Here is a 14483-nt window from a genome sequence, read left to right as displayed (position 1 = left end):
CGCTGTCTTCATCTTTTTTCTCATCGGTCTTCGGTTGAAAACCCCCCGAAGAGCTGGGTCAGGGGTTCGCCCATATACTCGTCCTTGAATTCATGCGGGTGCACGAACTCTTCCTTAAACCACGGGAAACGCGCCGGATTGAAGGCTTCGATCAGCCAGTCAATCATGTGCCGTACGCGCGGAATCCGGCCGCTACCAGGATGGTAGGACAACCAGATATCCAGCGGTCTGTTCAGCTCGACCTCCAGTGGAATCAACTTCCCGCCAAGCGCAATGGCGTAGCTCGGGAACACGCCGATTCCGGCGCCATTCGCGACCGCCCAGTAGTTGGCGCTCGAGACGTTGGTCTTCATGACCAGAAGGTCACGTTCCGGAACGCCGGGGAAGAAGCTCTCGAAAGTTTGCTTGGCGGCGAGTTGGTCCGCGAACTGCAGCACCAGGCGATGCTTGATCAACTCCGCCGCCGAGCGCGGCGCGCCATGTTTTGAAATGTATTTCTCGGAGGCCCAGAACATCAGATGCATGCGGCCGAGCCGCACCAGCTTGACGTCGAGTGCCGAAGGCCGCGACAGGTGAATGGCGACGTCGGCCTCGTGGCGGGAGACGTCGGCCGAACGCATCGCGCAATGCAAATCGACCAGGATCTTCGGATAGGTCTGCTGGAATTCGACCAGTCGCGGGGCGAGCCAGAATGTGCCAAGTCCCTCGGTGACGGCGACGCGGACCTCGCCGGACAGGGCGTTCGCTGTCGAATCGCTGGTGCGCAGCACGTCGAAGGCAGCCGCCTCCATTTGCTCGACGGCGGAGACCACCAGCGCGCCTTCGTCGGTCAGACGGGTGCCGTGGACGTCGCGGGTGAACAACGTGGTGCCGGTCTGGCGTTCGAAATCATCGATCCGGCGGCGAACGGCGTTGATCGACAGCGACAGGCGCTCGGCCGCCGAGCGGAAACTTCCGCATCGGACAACTTCCAGGAAAATGCGCGCCGCATCCCAGTCCGAGAGGCCGCTGACGTTTGTCTTTGGGCGTTCCTCCAGAGGAACGCCCCTTTCCGCCAAGGAGTGCATACAAGTCCCTTCGGGTCGCTAAACTGGCAGAATCTCGGGCAAACCACAACCACGGCGGGTTGGGGAACGACGAGTTTTGAACGTCATCCTTACTACGCCGCAGGTGGTATTCGGGTGCTGCCAAGCCTAGGAACAAGGGCTAGGAATCGGGCAGACCATCGCCCGTATGAAGGGGTGTGGCGTGAGTTCCGTTGTGAGCCGTGACTTGCCTGCGGGATTGTCGGCATTGTCCGCAATGAACGTCCTTGCGCGAGAGCAGGTGCCTTCCACGATGGATCAATTGCAGCACGCCAGGCGTTTTACGAGCGAGCGTTTTACGATCGAGCGCTTTACGACTGAGCGTTTCGACGGCCGGCGGCGCGACGCGATACGCGCCGGAACCGCGGTTTCAAGGCAGAAACACACTGAAATCATGTTCGGGGGCGTAGCGGCCTCGTGTTATCCTCGACGCTCCATGGGGGCCAAAGGGGTCGTCACAACCACGTCTCACAGGCCGAATTAGCGGAAAGAACGCCGTGTCGCATTCAGACGAACAGTTGCAGTCGGTGCTGGAAACGCTCGAAGAGTGCCGCAGGGTGCTCAACGAGAGCAATAGCCGTGAGTCGGCCGAGCTGCTGTCCATTGTCATCCTGGACGTGCGGATGAAGCTCAAAGGAATTGACAGTGCCGATCTCAAGGCACTGTGCGACGAAATGCTGCGGACGGCCACGAGCGAACCGCAGCCCCCTTCCAAGCAGACGCAGGACCAGCCCCGGCGTCCGCTGCTCCGCGTGGTGAAGTAGCCGCGCCGCCGAGTTTCGCTTTTTGGCGAGATTTGTGCGTGTCCCGGTGCCGCATCTGTGATCACAGACGGCATCGGGAGGAGCCCTGGTTTTGAGCGCCTCTGTTGCGCATTCGGTGGCATCGGCTACATCTGAGCCGGCTCCGCGCCGCGCGCGCTCCCCGCGCGCCGCGCCGGCGCCTGAGATGGCTCCGACTGCATCATGCAAAATGTTTCGATCCCGGCGGCGCTGATTGCCGGCCTCGTCAGCTTCCTCTCCCCTTGCGTCCTGCCGCTGGTCCCGCCCTACCTGATCTATTTGACGGGCGCGACGATCGAGCATGTCGAAAGCGAAGAGCCCGCATCAGTCTCCAAACGCGCGATCATGATGTCGGCGCTCCTGTTCGTGCTCGGCTTCTCCACGGTGTTCGTGGCGCTCGGCGCCAGCGCCTCGCTGATCGGCGGGCTGATCCGCGCCTGGTCGGCCGAACTGTCGATCCTCGCCGGCATCGTCATTATCGTCATGGGCCTGCACTTCCTGGGCCTGACGCGCATCGGCCTGTTGATGCGCGAGGGACGCTTGACCGCGCCCAAGCCCGTCGGCCTCTGGGGCGCTTATGTGATGGGGCTCGCCTTTGCCTTTGGCTGGACGCCCTGCATCGGCCCGATCCTTGCCGCGATCCTCTCGGTCGCCGCGGCCGAGGCCACGGTGACCAAGGGGGCCGGCCTGCTCGCGGTCTATTCGGCCGGCCTCGGCATTCCCTTCCTGATCGCCGCCCTGATGATCGAACAGTTTTCCACCCTGTTCGCGCGCATGAAGGGCCACCTCGTCAATGTCGAGCGCGCCATGGGCGTCCTGATGGTGATCACCGGCATTGGATTCCTCACCGGCGCGGTCTCGAATGTGAGCATCTGGCTGCTGGAGACGTTTCCGGCGTTGCAGACGATCGGCTAGGCCTCCACCGCAAAGCGCGCCAGCGCCTCGCGGTCTATCTCGATGCCGAGGCCCGGCCCCTCGGGCACCCGCACGACGCCGCTCGCATGCTCGATCGGCTCCTTCAAAATCGCCTGCCGGATCGGATGTTCGGTGCGATCGAATTCAAGCATCGGCTCGAGCGACGACAGCGAGGGAGGCGTGTGCGACGGCAGCACGGCGAGGAGCTGAAGCGAGGCGGCGATCGCGATGCCGGTGCCCCAGACGTGTGGATTGTAGCGGATGCCGAACGCCTCGCTCATGTCGGCGATCTTCTTGCATTCGGAGAGACCGCCTGCCGCGCAGGTGTCGGGCTGGGCGATGTCGAGCGCATGCGAGACGAACAGCTCGCGGAAGCCGAAACGCGTGAATTCGCACTCGCCGCCGGCGACCGGAATCGTGAGCGCGGATTTCACCGCGCGATATCCCGCGACGTCCTCCGGCGGCACCGGCTCCTCGAACCATCCGATGTCATGGCACTCGATCAGACGGCCGAGCCGGATCGCCGCGATCGCGTCATAGGCATGGTTCGCATCGACCATCAGGGCGACGTCGGGACCGATCGCCTCGCGCACCGCGCGGGTGACTGCGGCGTCCTCCGCGACGCCGAAACCGACCTTCAGCTTCACGGCGCGGAATCCTTCGGCGGCATAGCCAGCCGCTTCCTGCGGCAGATAGATCAGCGGATCGCCTGACTTGCGCCGGTAGAGACCGGTCGCATAGGCGGCAACCTGCTTGCGCGCGGCGCCGCCGAGAAGCTGATGCACGGGTACGCCAAAATGCTTGCCCTTGATGTCCCATAGCGCGATGTCGATGCCGCTCATCCCCTGGATCACGACGCCCTTCTGGCCATGATCGCGCAAGCGCGCGTAGACCATCTGCCACAGCACGTCGGTGCGCAATGGATCCTCGCCGATCAGCCATGGTTCGATGCTGCGAACCACCGCCGCCGTCATGCGTGCCGGACCGTAGCATTCGCCCCAGCCGACAAGGCCGTTATCGGTCTCGATCTCGACCAGCATCGCGGCGCGCGTGTCGTACCAGGCGCGTGAATAGGCGAAGGGTTGCGACAGCTTTGCTTCGAGAATGTGCGTGCGAACCCTTGTGATCTTCATTGCCGGCCTCCGTTCATCGCGCCTCGTCCAGCGCGCAAATCACCGTGCAGACCACGCCGCGGGGCAGGAAGTCGACCGTTGCTTCGCCGCCGAGCTGGTCGCGCGCGCTGCGTTCGATCAGGCGTGAGCCAAAGCCGCGCTGCACCGGCGCCGTCACCGGCGGTCCGCCGATCTCGGTCCAGATCAGGCGCAGCCGGGGCTTCGGCGCCTCGGCAAGGACCTCCCACTCCAGCGTCACGCGGCCGGTCTCGTTGGAGAGCGCACCGTATTTTGCAGCGTTGGTGGCGATCTCGTGCACGATCATCGACAGCACGACGGCGAGCCGCGGCGACAGCGGCACGGCGGGTCCGGCCATGCGGATGCGCTCTGGATTGTTCAGCAGGAACGGCTGGAGCGCGCGGGCGATCACGTCCCGCAGCTCGGAGCCCGCCCATTTCTCCTGGCTCAGCAAATTATGCGCCTCGGCCAGCGCGCCGAGCCGGCCCTCGAACTTCGTCCGCTCGTCGCGGCTGGCGCTGCGGAAGGTCTGCACTGCGATCGCCTGCATCAAGGCGAGCGTGTTCTTGACGCGATGGTTGAGCTCGTCGATCAGGAGATCGTGCAGCATCTCACCGCGCGCGATCGTGGTTGCCATCCTGACCGCGAAGGTCAGGCCGGTCAGCAGCAAGATGCCGCCGATCAGGCTGGTGATCGCGATGTTGCGCGATCAGCGAGCTCTCGGCGACGCCGGCGACGATGGTCCAGCCGGTCAGCCGCGACCTCGTATAGACGGTGGACAACGCAACACCGTCGAGCGAAACCGTCGAGAGTGCGGCCTCAGGCGTGCGCAACATACTCTCATACAGCGTGCCGGTAGCCCGTTTGCCGAAGATCTCCGTAGGGTTCGGCGTGCGCGCGAATACGATGGCCTTGGTGTCGAGCAGGGAAACCGTCCAATCCCGGTCGGGCCGCTGCTTCTCGACCACGTCCTGAAAGGTGCTGACCGGCGGACTGAAGCAGAGGTCGTAGATCACTTCGCCGTCGCGGAGCACCGGAACCTCGACCGTAAGCACCTGCCGGCCGTTGATCGCGCCGGTGAACAGGTCGGAATATTGCGGTGACCTGCTCGCAAACACCCTCTCGATGATCTCAAGATGTCCGCGTGGCGGCAGGCTTGCGGTGTCCTCGGTCGCGGAGGAGAACAGCAGTCGGCCCTTGCGATCGGAGATCAGCACCAGGCCGCCCTTGCCGTACTGATCGACGAAGCCGAGCGCGATGCGGCGAAAATTCTGGAAGTCGTCGTCGCGCAGCGAATTCGTCAGCGCGAGCACCTGCAGGCCGCCGGTCATCCGCTGCACCTCGGAGTCCAGCACGAGGCGCATGCTGCGCACGTTCTCCAGCACGCGGCGGGTCGCGTCGTTGCGGTCCTGCTTGTAATTGTAGACGGCAATACCGACCGCGAAGACGATCAGCGGCAACATCGTTCCCGTGACCAGAAGAGCGAGCCGGACTGGCAGGGTGAGCTTTGACAAACGCAGGCGTCCCGATTCCAGCGCAGGGGGGCGCTGGATTTATGATTTTGGGAGACCATAGGGGCCGGATTTGCGCTGCGCCATAATTTTCGCGTCCGGGCGAGCCGCCCGAGGGACAAGATTTTGCAGCGCAGTCCGCGGCTGCGTCTCAGCTCATGCTGATTGCGGTCAGTAGCAGGCACGTGGCGTACACGGCCGCCAGGCTGAGCCCGGCGATCCGGGCCTCTCGATGCGTTTTCATAACTTCAACTCCCAGAGAGGGAGGCCGCCTTCAAGCGGCCCCCTTACACCTGGATCAATCAATTTCCTGAACGACCGTGCGGGAACCGGGATCGACGAGCATCACGCGATCGCCGGAGTAGACGTAGCGATACTTCGTGAGGGAGGGACCCCAGTCCGCCGGAACGGCCTCGAGCTCCACGTCGCTCGGCACCGCCGCGCCGACAACGATCTTTTCCTTCGTCGTCACCGGACGAACGCGGTGCTCGGTGACGTAGGATTTGATCTTGGTTCGGTACTGCGGCTCGATCTGGACGGCAGCAGCGTGGCCGGTCCCGGTCGTCGTCACGACAGTCGATTGCGCGAAGGCACCGGTCGAAATCAGGACCGCCGCGGCGGAAAGCAGGAACAACTTCTTCACTCGTTCTCCTCGTTTGAATAGGCGCCGCACCAACCCCTCATCGTCGACAGTGTTCCCGGCTCAGGGAACAAATTGCCGCTTTTTCCCGTTTGTAGATGACCGGGCTGAACGGCTCGGGCTCTGGAGGAGGACAACAAATGAAGCTGAAAATAGTAACCGCAGCACTGATGCTTGCCGCAACATCCCTGCCGGCGTTCGCGGCCGACGAGTTCTACGTCGTGCAGGACGTCAAGACGAAGAAGTGCACGATCGTCGACAAGAAGCCGACGGACACGTCCATGACCGTCGTCAGCCCCTCGGGCACGATCTACAAATCGCGCACCGAAGCCGAAGCCAGCATGAAGACCGTCAAGGTCTGCACATCAAACTGAGGAGGATCACAAATGCCAGTTCTGATTCTCTGGGCCGTGCCCGCCGTGCTGGTGATCGGCGGCGGCATCTATCTGATCGGCCACATGCACTAAGCGGCAACGGAAGGCGGGTCTGTGCGCAGCGCACGGGCCCGCACGCCGTTTGTCGCCTGCGAGAGTGGGAGGCCGCCCCGCAGCTGCCGCGGCCGGCAGGAGGACAGGTTGCAGTGCAACAGTCCGCGCAACGGCTAGCCCTGCGACGAAGAGGACCTCCCGCGCACGCGAAATGACTTCCGTCCCGCCGACGTTTTTCATACGCTTCCTCTCGCAAGCCGCATACCGGCTGCGCTCACGGCCCGGCGACAGGGCCGGAGCATCAAAGGGAGGGGAAACCATGAAGCGAAGATCATTTCTCGCTGGGATCGGTGCGACCACTGCGGCGGCTGCGATTGGCATGCCGTCGATCGTCCGGGCGCAATCGCCGATCACGCTGAACGGCGCGGTCCAGTTCAACGACGATCACGCCTTCAACCGGGCACTGCTCCGGTTCGAAGAGCTGGTGAAGAAGTATTACGGCAAGCCCGTCAACTTCACGCTGCACAGGAATTCCTCGCTTGGCCTCGAAAAGCAGTACTTCGAGTACATGTCGCAGGGCAAAGCCGTCGATTACGGCATCGTCTCGCCGGCTCACATGTCGACCTTCGCCAAGGCGGCCCCGTTCATCGACGCGCCCTTCGTGTTCAAGGGCATCGAACACATGAACAAGGTCGTCGAAGCCAATATCCTGGCGCCGATCGCCGACGAAGTCGCGGCCAAGGCCGAGGTCGTTCTGATCGGCTATTCCGGCGGTGGCATCCGCAACATTTTCGCCAATAAGCCGCTCAAGACTCTCGCCGACCTTAGGGGACTCAAGGTGCGCGTACAGGGCGCGCCGATCTGGTCGAAGACCTTCGCGGCCGTCGGCATGAGCCCGACGGTGATCGCCTACAACGAGATCTACAACGCGATCCAGAACGGCGTGATATCGGCCGGCGAGAACGAGGCGGCCGGCGTCGAGGCGATGAAGTTCTACGAAGTGGCCCCGCATCTCAATCTGACCCAGCACGCCGTGTCGATCCGGCCGATCTGCTTCTCGGTGAAGACGCTGAAGACGCTGCCGAAGGATTTGCAAGACGCGATCATGAAGGCCGGCAAGGAGGCCGGCGACTACGGCCGTCAGCTGGAGTCGAGTGAAGAGGTCGTCAAGCTCGACACGCTTGAGAAAGCCGGAAAACTCAAGCGCGTTCCATTCGAAGAGCGCGACGCCATGAAGAAGCTCGCTGATCCCGTGATGGCCACCTACGCCAAGGAAATCGGCGCGGAAGGCATTTTCGAGAAGATCAACGTCGTCTGACAACTGTCGCCGCCCACGCGATAGAACGTCGGGGCAAGCCGGACGGCTTGCCCCATTGCGTGATTGTGATCCCCCGGAGTCGTAATGACCGAAATATCGATGCCACCGAACCCGTCGCCGTGGCGCCGAGCAACGGCGGCCTATGCAAAACTGCTGGAAATCCTGCTCGCCGCCTCTGTCGGCCTTCTGGTCATTCCGGTCACGTTGCAGATCATCTCGCGCTACACGCCTTTGATTCCATCCTACATCTGGACCGAGGAGATGGCGCGGTTCATGTTCATCTGGACGATCATGATCGGCGCGATGGTCGGCATCAGAGAGTCGCAGCATTTTGAAGTCGACGTCTGGCCTGACCTGTCACGCCGAAGTGAAGCCATGGTGCGAATTCTCGCGCGGCTCGGCGTGCTGGCGCTGGCGCTCGTGTTCGTATCAGCCGGCATCGAGTTTACCCGTTTTGCCTGGAACAGAACTTCGGAGCTGGCCGATCTGCCGCTTTGGCTGATCCACGTCGCCTGGCCGGTTGCCGGCGTGACCTGGATCGTGTTCGCCGGTGAACAGATTATCGACGAGATGCGGATTCTGGTTGGGGCAGATCAATGAGCGGCAATATTCTTTCTGCCGGACAGGCCGCGATGGTCCTGTTCGGGACTTTCGTTGGCCTGCTCATCATACGCGTGCCGGTCGCTTTCGCGCTTGGCCTTGCCTGCGTGCCGATCCTGCTGATCGAGCCGCATCTGTCGCTGATGACGCTCGCGCAGGAAACCTTCAACGCCTACAATTCGTTCATCCTGCTGGCGGTACCGTTCTTCCTGCTCACCGCCAATTTGATGAGCATCGGCGGCATCACCGACCGGCTGGTCGCGCTGTCGCGCTCGATGGTCGGGCACTGGCCGGGGTCGCTGGCGCAGATCAACGTCGTGCTGTCGGTGTTCTTTGCCGGCATCTCCGGCTCCTCCACCGCGGACGCGGCGAGCCAGTCCAAGATCTTCATCGATGCCCAGACCAAGGAGGGTTACGACCTCTCGTTCTCCATTGCTATCACCGCGGTCTCGGCCGTGCTCGCCGTCATCATCCCGCCCTCGATCCTGATGATCGTGTGGGGTGGACTGATCTCGACCTCGATCGCGGCGATGTATCTCGCGGGCATCGTGCCGGGATTGCTGATCGCCGGAGCGCAGATGGCGACAGTGCATATCTATGCCGTGCGACGAGGTTACCCGACCTATCCGAAGGACACCTGGCGGGAGATGTGCTGCGCCATCTGGCGCTCGATACCGGCGCTGCTGACGCCGTTCATCATCGTCGGCGGCATCCTGCTGGGGTGGTTCACCGCAACCGAATCCGCCTGCGTCGCGGTGCTTTATTCCGTGGCGCTATCAACATTCTTTTACCGTGAAACCGGCGCGCGCGAACTCTACAAGGCCTTGCTCGACACCGGCCGTCTTGCGGGAGTCGCGCTGTTCTGCGTGGGCACCGCCAGCGCGTTCGGCTGGTTGCTGGCTTATTACAGGATCCCGCAGGAACTGCTGGCCAACGTCTCGACCTGGGGCATGGGAGCGATCGGAGCCGGCTTCTTCATCGCGTTCTGCTTTCTGGTGGTGGGCTGCTTCCTCGACGCCATTCCGGCGATCATCATCGTCGGTACCGTTCTCGAACCGCTGGCGAAATCGGTGGACCTTCATCCGGTGCAGTTTGCGATCATCTCGATCGTTTCGCTGGCCTTCGGGCTGGTGACGCCGCCTTATGGCCTGTGCTTGATGATCGCCTGCTCGATCGCCGGGGTGCGGCTGCGCTATGCGCTGAAGGACACGGTGATCATGCTGATCCCCATGCTGCTCGTGCTGGCGGCGCTCATCATTTGGCCCAGCGTTTCCCTGTTCCTGCCGCGCCTGATCGTGCCGGAGATGTTGAAATGAGCCAAGCTTGATCCCGCGGCTCTGATGCCTGGGGATCGGTGCATTTGGTCTAGAGATTGCTCTCGGTGATCGCGGCGTAGACCATGCTGCGCAGCTCGCGCCGGAGCGGGTAGGCGCTGGACGGCAGCACCTGCGTCATGAAGATGGTGATCAGCTCCTCGGCCGGGTCGATCCAGAACGACGTCGTGGCCGCGCCGCCCCAATTGTATTCACCGGGGCTGCCGGCGACCAGTGTCTCGGCCGGGCGCATGGTCACGGCGAAGCCGAGGCCGAAGCCGATGCCGTTATAGGTCGCTTCGGAGAACAGCGAGCGCGACACCTCGGGGAGAAAGCGGCCGCCCGGAATGTGGTTGGTCGTCATCAGCGCCAGCGTCTTCGGCCCGATCAACCTGACGCCGCCGAGCTCGCCGCCATTGAGCAGCGCACGGCAGAAGGTGAGATAGTCGGCCGTCGTCGAGCACAGCCCGCCGCCGCCCGAGATCAAGGACGGCGGCGACAGGAACGAGCTCGTCGCCGGATCGTCCTGCAATGTCAGTCCCTCGCGCCGCTGGCCGGCATGGAAGGTCATGCCGCCACCCGGGTCGGCCGAGTAGCAGGCGGCGAACCGGTGGGCCTTGGAAGCCGGCACGTGGAAATCAGTGTCGGTCATGCCGAGTGGATCGAGGATGCGTTGTTTCAGGAACCGCTCGAAGGGTATGCCGGAGATCTTGCCGACGAGGTAGCCCAGCACGTCGGTCGAAACCGAGTAGTTCCAGGCCTCGCCCGGCGAGAACTCCAGCGGGATTTTTGCAAGGCTCTCGATCATGGTCTGGAGCGTGCCGGATTTCTCGACCTCGCCGATCTTTTCAGCGCGGTAGGCGGCATCGACGTTCGAGCGCTGCTGGAAGCCGTAGGTGAGGCCGGAGGTGTGGCGCAGGAGGTCGACGATCAGCATCAGCCGCGACGGCGGACGGGTCAGGAAGGAAGGCGCGGTGCCGGCGACGAACACACCGAGATCCTTCCATTCCGGAATGTACTTGGCGACGGGCTCATCGATCGCGACGAGGCCTTGCTCGACCAGCATCATGAAGGCGACGCTGGTGAGCGGCTTGGTCATGGAATAGATGCGGTAGATCGTGTCATCCTTGACGGGCAGCTTGCGTTCGACGTCGGCAAAACCCTGCACCGAGCTGTGGGCGATCTTGCCACGGCGATAGACCAGGAGATGCGTGCCCGGGAAGCGACCGGCATCGATGTACCGGCTCTTCAGATGCGCATCGACACGGTCGAGCGCGGCCTTGGACATGCCCACGGATTCGGGCGAGGCGGGGGTGGGGGCGAGCATCAGTTCCTCCGGGCAGTTTTGTCCGCCGTTGATAGCCGAAAAGGCGGTCTCATTCCAAGCCGGTCGCGCTTAACGCCGGCCGGCTGTTTGGTGTAGGCTTCACTTTGGAACGCCTCCGAGCAGCCCAAAAGATCCCCCAACGGGCCAATGAGAAAACGCAGGCAAACGCACCATGACCCAGTTCAACGAAACCGAACTCACCGAAGCCGTCGTCCGGAGCTTTGACCAGACACCTGACCCGCGCGCGAAATTCCTGCTCCAGGAATTGGTGAAGTCGCTGCACGATTACGTGAGCAAGACCGGCCTCACCTTCGCGGAATGGGAATACGCCATCGATTTCCTGACCCGCACCGGTCAGAAATGCACGGACACACGACAGGAATTCATCCTCCTGTCCGACGTGCTCGGCGTCTCCATGCTGGTCGACGCGGTCAACCATCGCGAGCGCGAGGGCGCCACCCAGACCACCGTGCTCGGGCCGTTCTATGTCGGCGAGCATAAGGTGACGGCGCACGGCACGGACATTTCTCCGAACAATCAAAGCGGCGAACGGATGTTCGTGCAGAGCCGTGTCACCGATCTCAAGGGCAAACCGCTAGCGAATGTCCCTGTTGACGTCTGGCACGCCGACGATGACGGCTTCTACGACTCGCAGAAGCCGAACTATGACCAGGTCGGCGCCTCGGCACGGGCGCGCTTCCTCACCGACAGCGATGGCCACTTCTTCTTCCGCACCATCTTGCCTTGCAGCTATCCGATTCCGACCGACGGGCCGGTTGGCGAGATGATCGTGCAGACCAACCGCCATCCGATGCGCCCGGCGCATGTGCACTTCCTGGTCAATGCCAAGGGCTACGAGCCGCTGATCACCCACGTCTTCATGGACGGCGACAAATATCTGGATTCCGACGTGGTGTTCGGCGTGAAGGACGATCTCATCGCCAAGGTCGAGCCGCGCAGCGACCCGGAGATGCCCGACGGCACCAAGGCGAACGGGCAGTGGCACTTGATGAGTTACGAATTCCATCTCAAGCCCGGCGGCGGCATGGCGCCCAAGCCGCTGGGGATGAAGGCGGAGGAGCCGGCCTGACGTATCGCGGACGGATGTACTTCAGCGCCCGATAAAGGCCGCCAGTTCGTCAGGTGCCCCCGTTGGAAAGGCTTCCTTCATGAAGTCGAGGAAGGCGGATACGCGCGCGCTTAGGAGCCGGCGTGAAGGATAGAGTGTCCACAACGCGATCTCCGGTCCCTCGATGTCGCCCCAAAGCACCAGCGTGCCGGCAGCGAGGTCGTGACTGACCAGTGACACCGGGAGGCGTGCGGCGCCGACGCCGGCCCGGACGGCGTCGCGGACCATGATGAGCGATGACAGACGCAGGACCGGATCAATCGCGATGCGCGATGTTCCGCTTGGCACCGCGATTTCCCAGCTTGTCAGCTGGTCGCCCGGTCCGCGCATGACTGCCGGCGCAGCGATACCGTCCCGCGGTCGTTTCAGGTCCGGGCTCGCCACGACCACCAGCCGATCGCGCAGAAAGATTCGTCCGACAAGGCTGTCATCGGGATCGGGATTGACCCGGATCACCAGGTCATACCCTTCCTCCACCATGTCGACGGAGCGATCTTCCGTCGTGACCTCGAGACGGACCTCCGGATATCTGAGCGCGAACCCGGCCGCGAGGTTTCCCATTGCAGTCTGCGAGAACAGCAAGGGCGCGCTGATCCGCAAGCGCCCCCGCGGCCTGTCCCCACCCGAGGCGATCGCTGTCGCCGTCTCGTCGAGCTCGGTGAGCAGGGCCCCCGTCCGCTCGTAGAGAGCGCGTCCTTCCTGTGTGAGTTTCAGGGTGCGCGCTCCGCGCTCGAACAGGCGCAGGTCGAGCGCGGCTTCCAGCTCCGCGACGCGCCGGGACAGGGTGGCTTTCGGGCGGCCGGCGGCCCGTGCGGCCCGGCCGAACCCGCCGTGCCGGGCGACGAGATTGAAATCGGTGAGTGCGAGCAGGTCCATCGTTCCACCAGTGAGACAGTCTGTCCAGATATAGCGGCTATCGTTTCGTTTGTGGATCACTAATTTCCCGGATGTCTTCTGACCCAACCCGGAGTGATCCCCATGACCATCCTCGTTACCGGTGCAACCGGCACCATCGGCCGCCACGTCGTCGAACAGCTCGTCAAGCGCGGCGCCGATGTCCGTGCTCTCGCCCGCGATCCCGCCGAGGCAAACCTCCCGGCAGGCGTCACCGTGGTGCAGGGCGACCTGCTCGACGTCGACTCGCTCCGCAGCGCATTCAAGGGCGTCTCGACCCTGTTCCTGCTCAACGCAGTGGTGCCGGATGAATTCACGCAGGCACTGATCGCGCTCAACGTCGCCCGCGAGGCTGGCGTCGAGCGGGTCGTCTACCTCTCGGTGATCCACAGCGACCGCTACGTGAAGGTCCCGCACTTTGCCGGCAAGTTCGGCGTCGAGCGGATGATCGAGCAGATGGGCTTCCACGCCACCATCCTGCGCCCGGCGTACTTCATGAACAACGACGTCACGATCAAGGACGTGGTGACCGGATACGGCATCTATCCGATGCCGATCGGGAGCAGGGGGCTCGCCATGATCGATGCGCGCGACATCGGCGAGATCGCGGCCGTCGAGCTCATCCGTCGTGAGCGCGCCGCAGCGCCGCTTGCGCTCGACCGCATCAATCTCGTCGGTCCTGAGACGCTGACCGGCGCGAAAGCCGCCGCCGTCTGGTCGGAGGTGCTGGGCCGCACGATCGCCTATCCCGGTGACGATACCGCCGGCTTCGAAGATATTAGTGCTTGGAGCGACCGGTGCCACCGGCCGCCTGATCGTCAACCAGGCGGTGGCGCGAGGCTACGACGTTACCGTGCTGGTGCGTTCCGCCGGAAAGGCAAGTGACATCACGGGGGCGAAGCTCATCGTCGGAGACGCCCGCGATGAAACAGCCCTGCGCGCAGCCCTCGAAGGCCGTGACGCCGTGGTCAGTGCGCTGGGTACACCGGTAAGTCCGTTCCGCGAGGTGACGCTTCTCTCGACCGCGACGCGCGCGCTCGTGAGCGCGATGAAGGCCGAGCAGGTCTCGCGGCTGGTTTGCATCACGGGAATGGGCGCCGGCGACAGTGCAGGCCACGGCGGCTTTATCGCCGACAATGTGATCTTTCCGCTTCTCCTGAAGAAGGTGTACGCCGACAAGGACCGGCAGGAGGCGATCGTCAGAAACAGCGGGCTGAATTGGGTCCTGGTTCGTCCCTCGATCCTGAACAACAAGCCCGGCCGCGGTTCGATCCGGGCCCTGACGGATCTTTCGGGCTTCCATGGCGGCAGCATCGCGCGCGAAGACGTTGCGAAATTCGTGCTCGATCAGGTGCACGCCGATACCTGGCTGCATCGGTCTCCGCTGATCACGTGGTGATGCTTTGCGTGG

General features: G+C 63.4%; 14 protein-coding genes and 1 pseudogene. 9 read left to right on the top strand and 6 right to left on the bottom strand.

Features of this window, described 5'->3' with window-relative positions; translation table 11 throughout:
- Positions 1 to 20: 20 nt before the first annotated feature.
- Positions 21 to 1067 carry a LysR family transcriptional regulator gene (locus RX329_RS31135; protein WP_018457111.1) on the bottom strand — a complete coding sequence of 349 codons (1047 nt, stop codon included), beginning with the start codon at positions 1065 to 1067 and terminating at the stop codon, positions 21 to 23.
- Between the two features lie 515 nt (positions 1068 to 1582).
- Between RX329_RS31135 and RX329_RS31130 the strand changes: the two genes are divergently transcribed.
- Entirely contained in the window at positions 1583 to 1849 is a 267-nt protein-coding gene (locus tag RX329_RS31130; RefSeq protein WP_018457109.1) for a hypothetical protein, read from the top strand.
- Positions 1850 to 2050: 201 nt separating this feature from the next.
- Positions 2051 to 2782 (top strand): cytochrome c biogenesis CcdA family protein, encoded by a 732-nt coding sequence (locus tag RX329_RS31125; RefSeq protein WP_085362256.1) that lies wholly within the window; start codon positions 2051 to 2053, stop codon positions 2780 to 2782.
- Here RX329_RS31125 and RX329_RS31120 read toward each other — a convergent pair.
- The 3 genes and pseudogenes from RX329_RS31120 to RX329_RS31110 form a co-directional block, all read right to left on the bottom strand.
- Positions 2779 to 3915 (bottom strand): mandelate racemase/muconate lactonizing enzyme family protein, encoded by a 1137-nt coding sequence (locus RX329_RS31120; RefSeq protein WP_085362257.1) that lies wholly within the window; start codon positions 3913 to 3915, stop codon positions 2779 to 2781. The two genes, RX329_RS31125 and RX329_RS31120, sit on opposite strands and share 4 nt — an antisense overlap.
- 13 nt (positions 3916 to 3928) lie before the next feature.
- Positions 3929 to 5375, bottom strand: a pseudogene (locus tag RX329_RS31115) (sensor histidine kinase).
- A gap of 346 nt (positions 5376 to 5721) precedes the next feature.
- The gene (locus RX329_RS31110) at positions 5722 to 6066 is read right to left on the bottom strand and encodes a DUF1236 domain-containing protein (RefSeq protein WP_085362447.1); all 345 of its coding nucleotides are present in this window, start codon (positions 6064 to 6066) and stop codon (positions 5722 to 5724) included.
- A gap of 137 nt (positions 6067 to 6203) precedes the next feature.
- Here RX329_RS31110 and RX329_RS31105 point away from each other — a divergent pair, with 137 nt between their 5' ends.
- From RX329_RS31105 to RX329_RS31090, 4 genes are all read left to right on the top strand, one after another.
- Positions 6204 to 6437 carry a hypothetical protein gene (locus RX329_RS31105; protein ID WP_085362259.1) on the top strand — a complete coding sequence of 78 codons (234 nt, stop codon included), beginning with the start codon at positions 6204 to 6206 and terminating at the stop codon, positions 6435 to 6437.
- A gap of 373 nt (positions 6438 to 6810) precedes the next feature.
- Positions 6811 to 7809 (top strand): TRAP transporter substrate-binding protein, encoded by a 999-nt coding sequence (locus RX329_RS31100; protein ID WP_085362260.1) that lies wholly within the window; start codon positions 6811 to 6813, stop codon positions 7807 to 7809.
- 84 nt (positions 7810 to 7893) lie between these two features.
- Positions 7894 to 8409, top strand: a complete 516-nt coding sequence (locus RX329_RS31095; protein WP_085362261.1) for a TRAP transporter small permease — start codon at positions 7894 to 7896, stop codon at positions 8407 to 8409.
- Positions 8406 to 9725: a TRAP transporter large permease gene (locus tag RX329_RS31090; protein ID WP_085362262.1), complete on the top strand. Its 1320-nt coding sequence runs from the start codon at positions 8406 to 8408 to the stop codon at positions 9723 to 9725. Before RX329_RS31095 ends, RX329_RS31090 begins: the two co-directional genes overlap by 4 nt.
- A gap of 49 nt (positions 9726 to 9774) precedes the next feature.
- Here the strand turns inward: RX329_RS31090 and RX329_RS31085 are convergent, their stop codons facing one another.
- Positions 9775 to 11049 carry a serine hydrolase domain-containing protein gene (locus RX329_RS31085; RefSeq protein WP_317244786.1) on the bottom strand — a complete coding sequence of 425 codons (1275 nt, stop codon included), beginning with the start codon at positions 11047 to 11049 and terminating at the stop codon, positions 9775 to 9777.
- A gap of 172 nt (positions 11050 to 11221) precedes the next feature.
- Between RX329_RS31085 and RX329_RS31080 the strand changes: the two genes are divergently transcribed.
- The gene (locus RX329_RS31080) at positions 11222 to 12139 is read left to right on the top strand and encodes an intradiol ring-cleavage dioxygenase (RefSeq protein ID WP_085362264.1); all 918 of its coding nucleotides are present in this window, start codon (positions 11222 to 11224) and stop codon (positions 12137 to 12139) included.
- Positions 12140 to 12160: 21 nt separating this feature from the next.
- On the opposite strand, the gene RX329_RS31075 is transcribed toward RX329_RS31080, so the two are convergent.
- Positions 12161 to 13054, bottom strand: a complete 894-nt coding sequence (locus RX329_RS31075; RefSeq protein WP_085362265.1) for a LysR family transcriptional regulator — start codon at positions 13052 to 13054, stop codon at positions 12161 to 12163.
- Between the two features lie 102 nt (positions 13055 to 13156).
- On the opposite strand from RX329_RS31075, the gene RX329_RS31070 reads away from it, so the two are divergent.
- Both RX329_RS31070 and RX329_RS31065 read left to right on the top strand, forming a co-directional pair.
- A complete protein-coding gene (locus RX329_RS31070) occupies positions 13157 to 13957 on the top strand; it encodes an NmrA/HSCARG family protein (RefSeq protein ID WP_317244785.1) in 801 nt (266 codons plus the stop codon).
- On the top strand, positions 13848 to 14471 hold the full coding sequence (locus RX329_RS31065) for an SDR family oxidoreductase (RefSeq protein WP_317246453.1): 624 nt from the start codon (positions 13848 to 13850) through the stop codon (positions 14469 to 14471). Before RX329_RS31070 ends, RX329_RS31065 begins: the two co-directional genes overlap by 110 nt.
- Positions 14472 to 14483: the final 12 nt, after the last annotated feature.

Origin of the sequence: Bradyrhizobium sp. BWC-3-1 (assembly GCF_032917965.1) — a bacterium.
GTDB classification, from domain to species: domain Bacteria; phylum Pseudomonadota; class Alphaproteobacteria; order Rhizobiales; family Xanthobacteraceae; genus Bradyrhizobium; species Bradyrhizobium canariense_D.
This window is presented reverse-complemented; position numbering and strand designations above follow the sequence as displayed.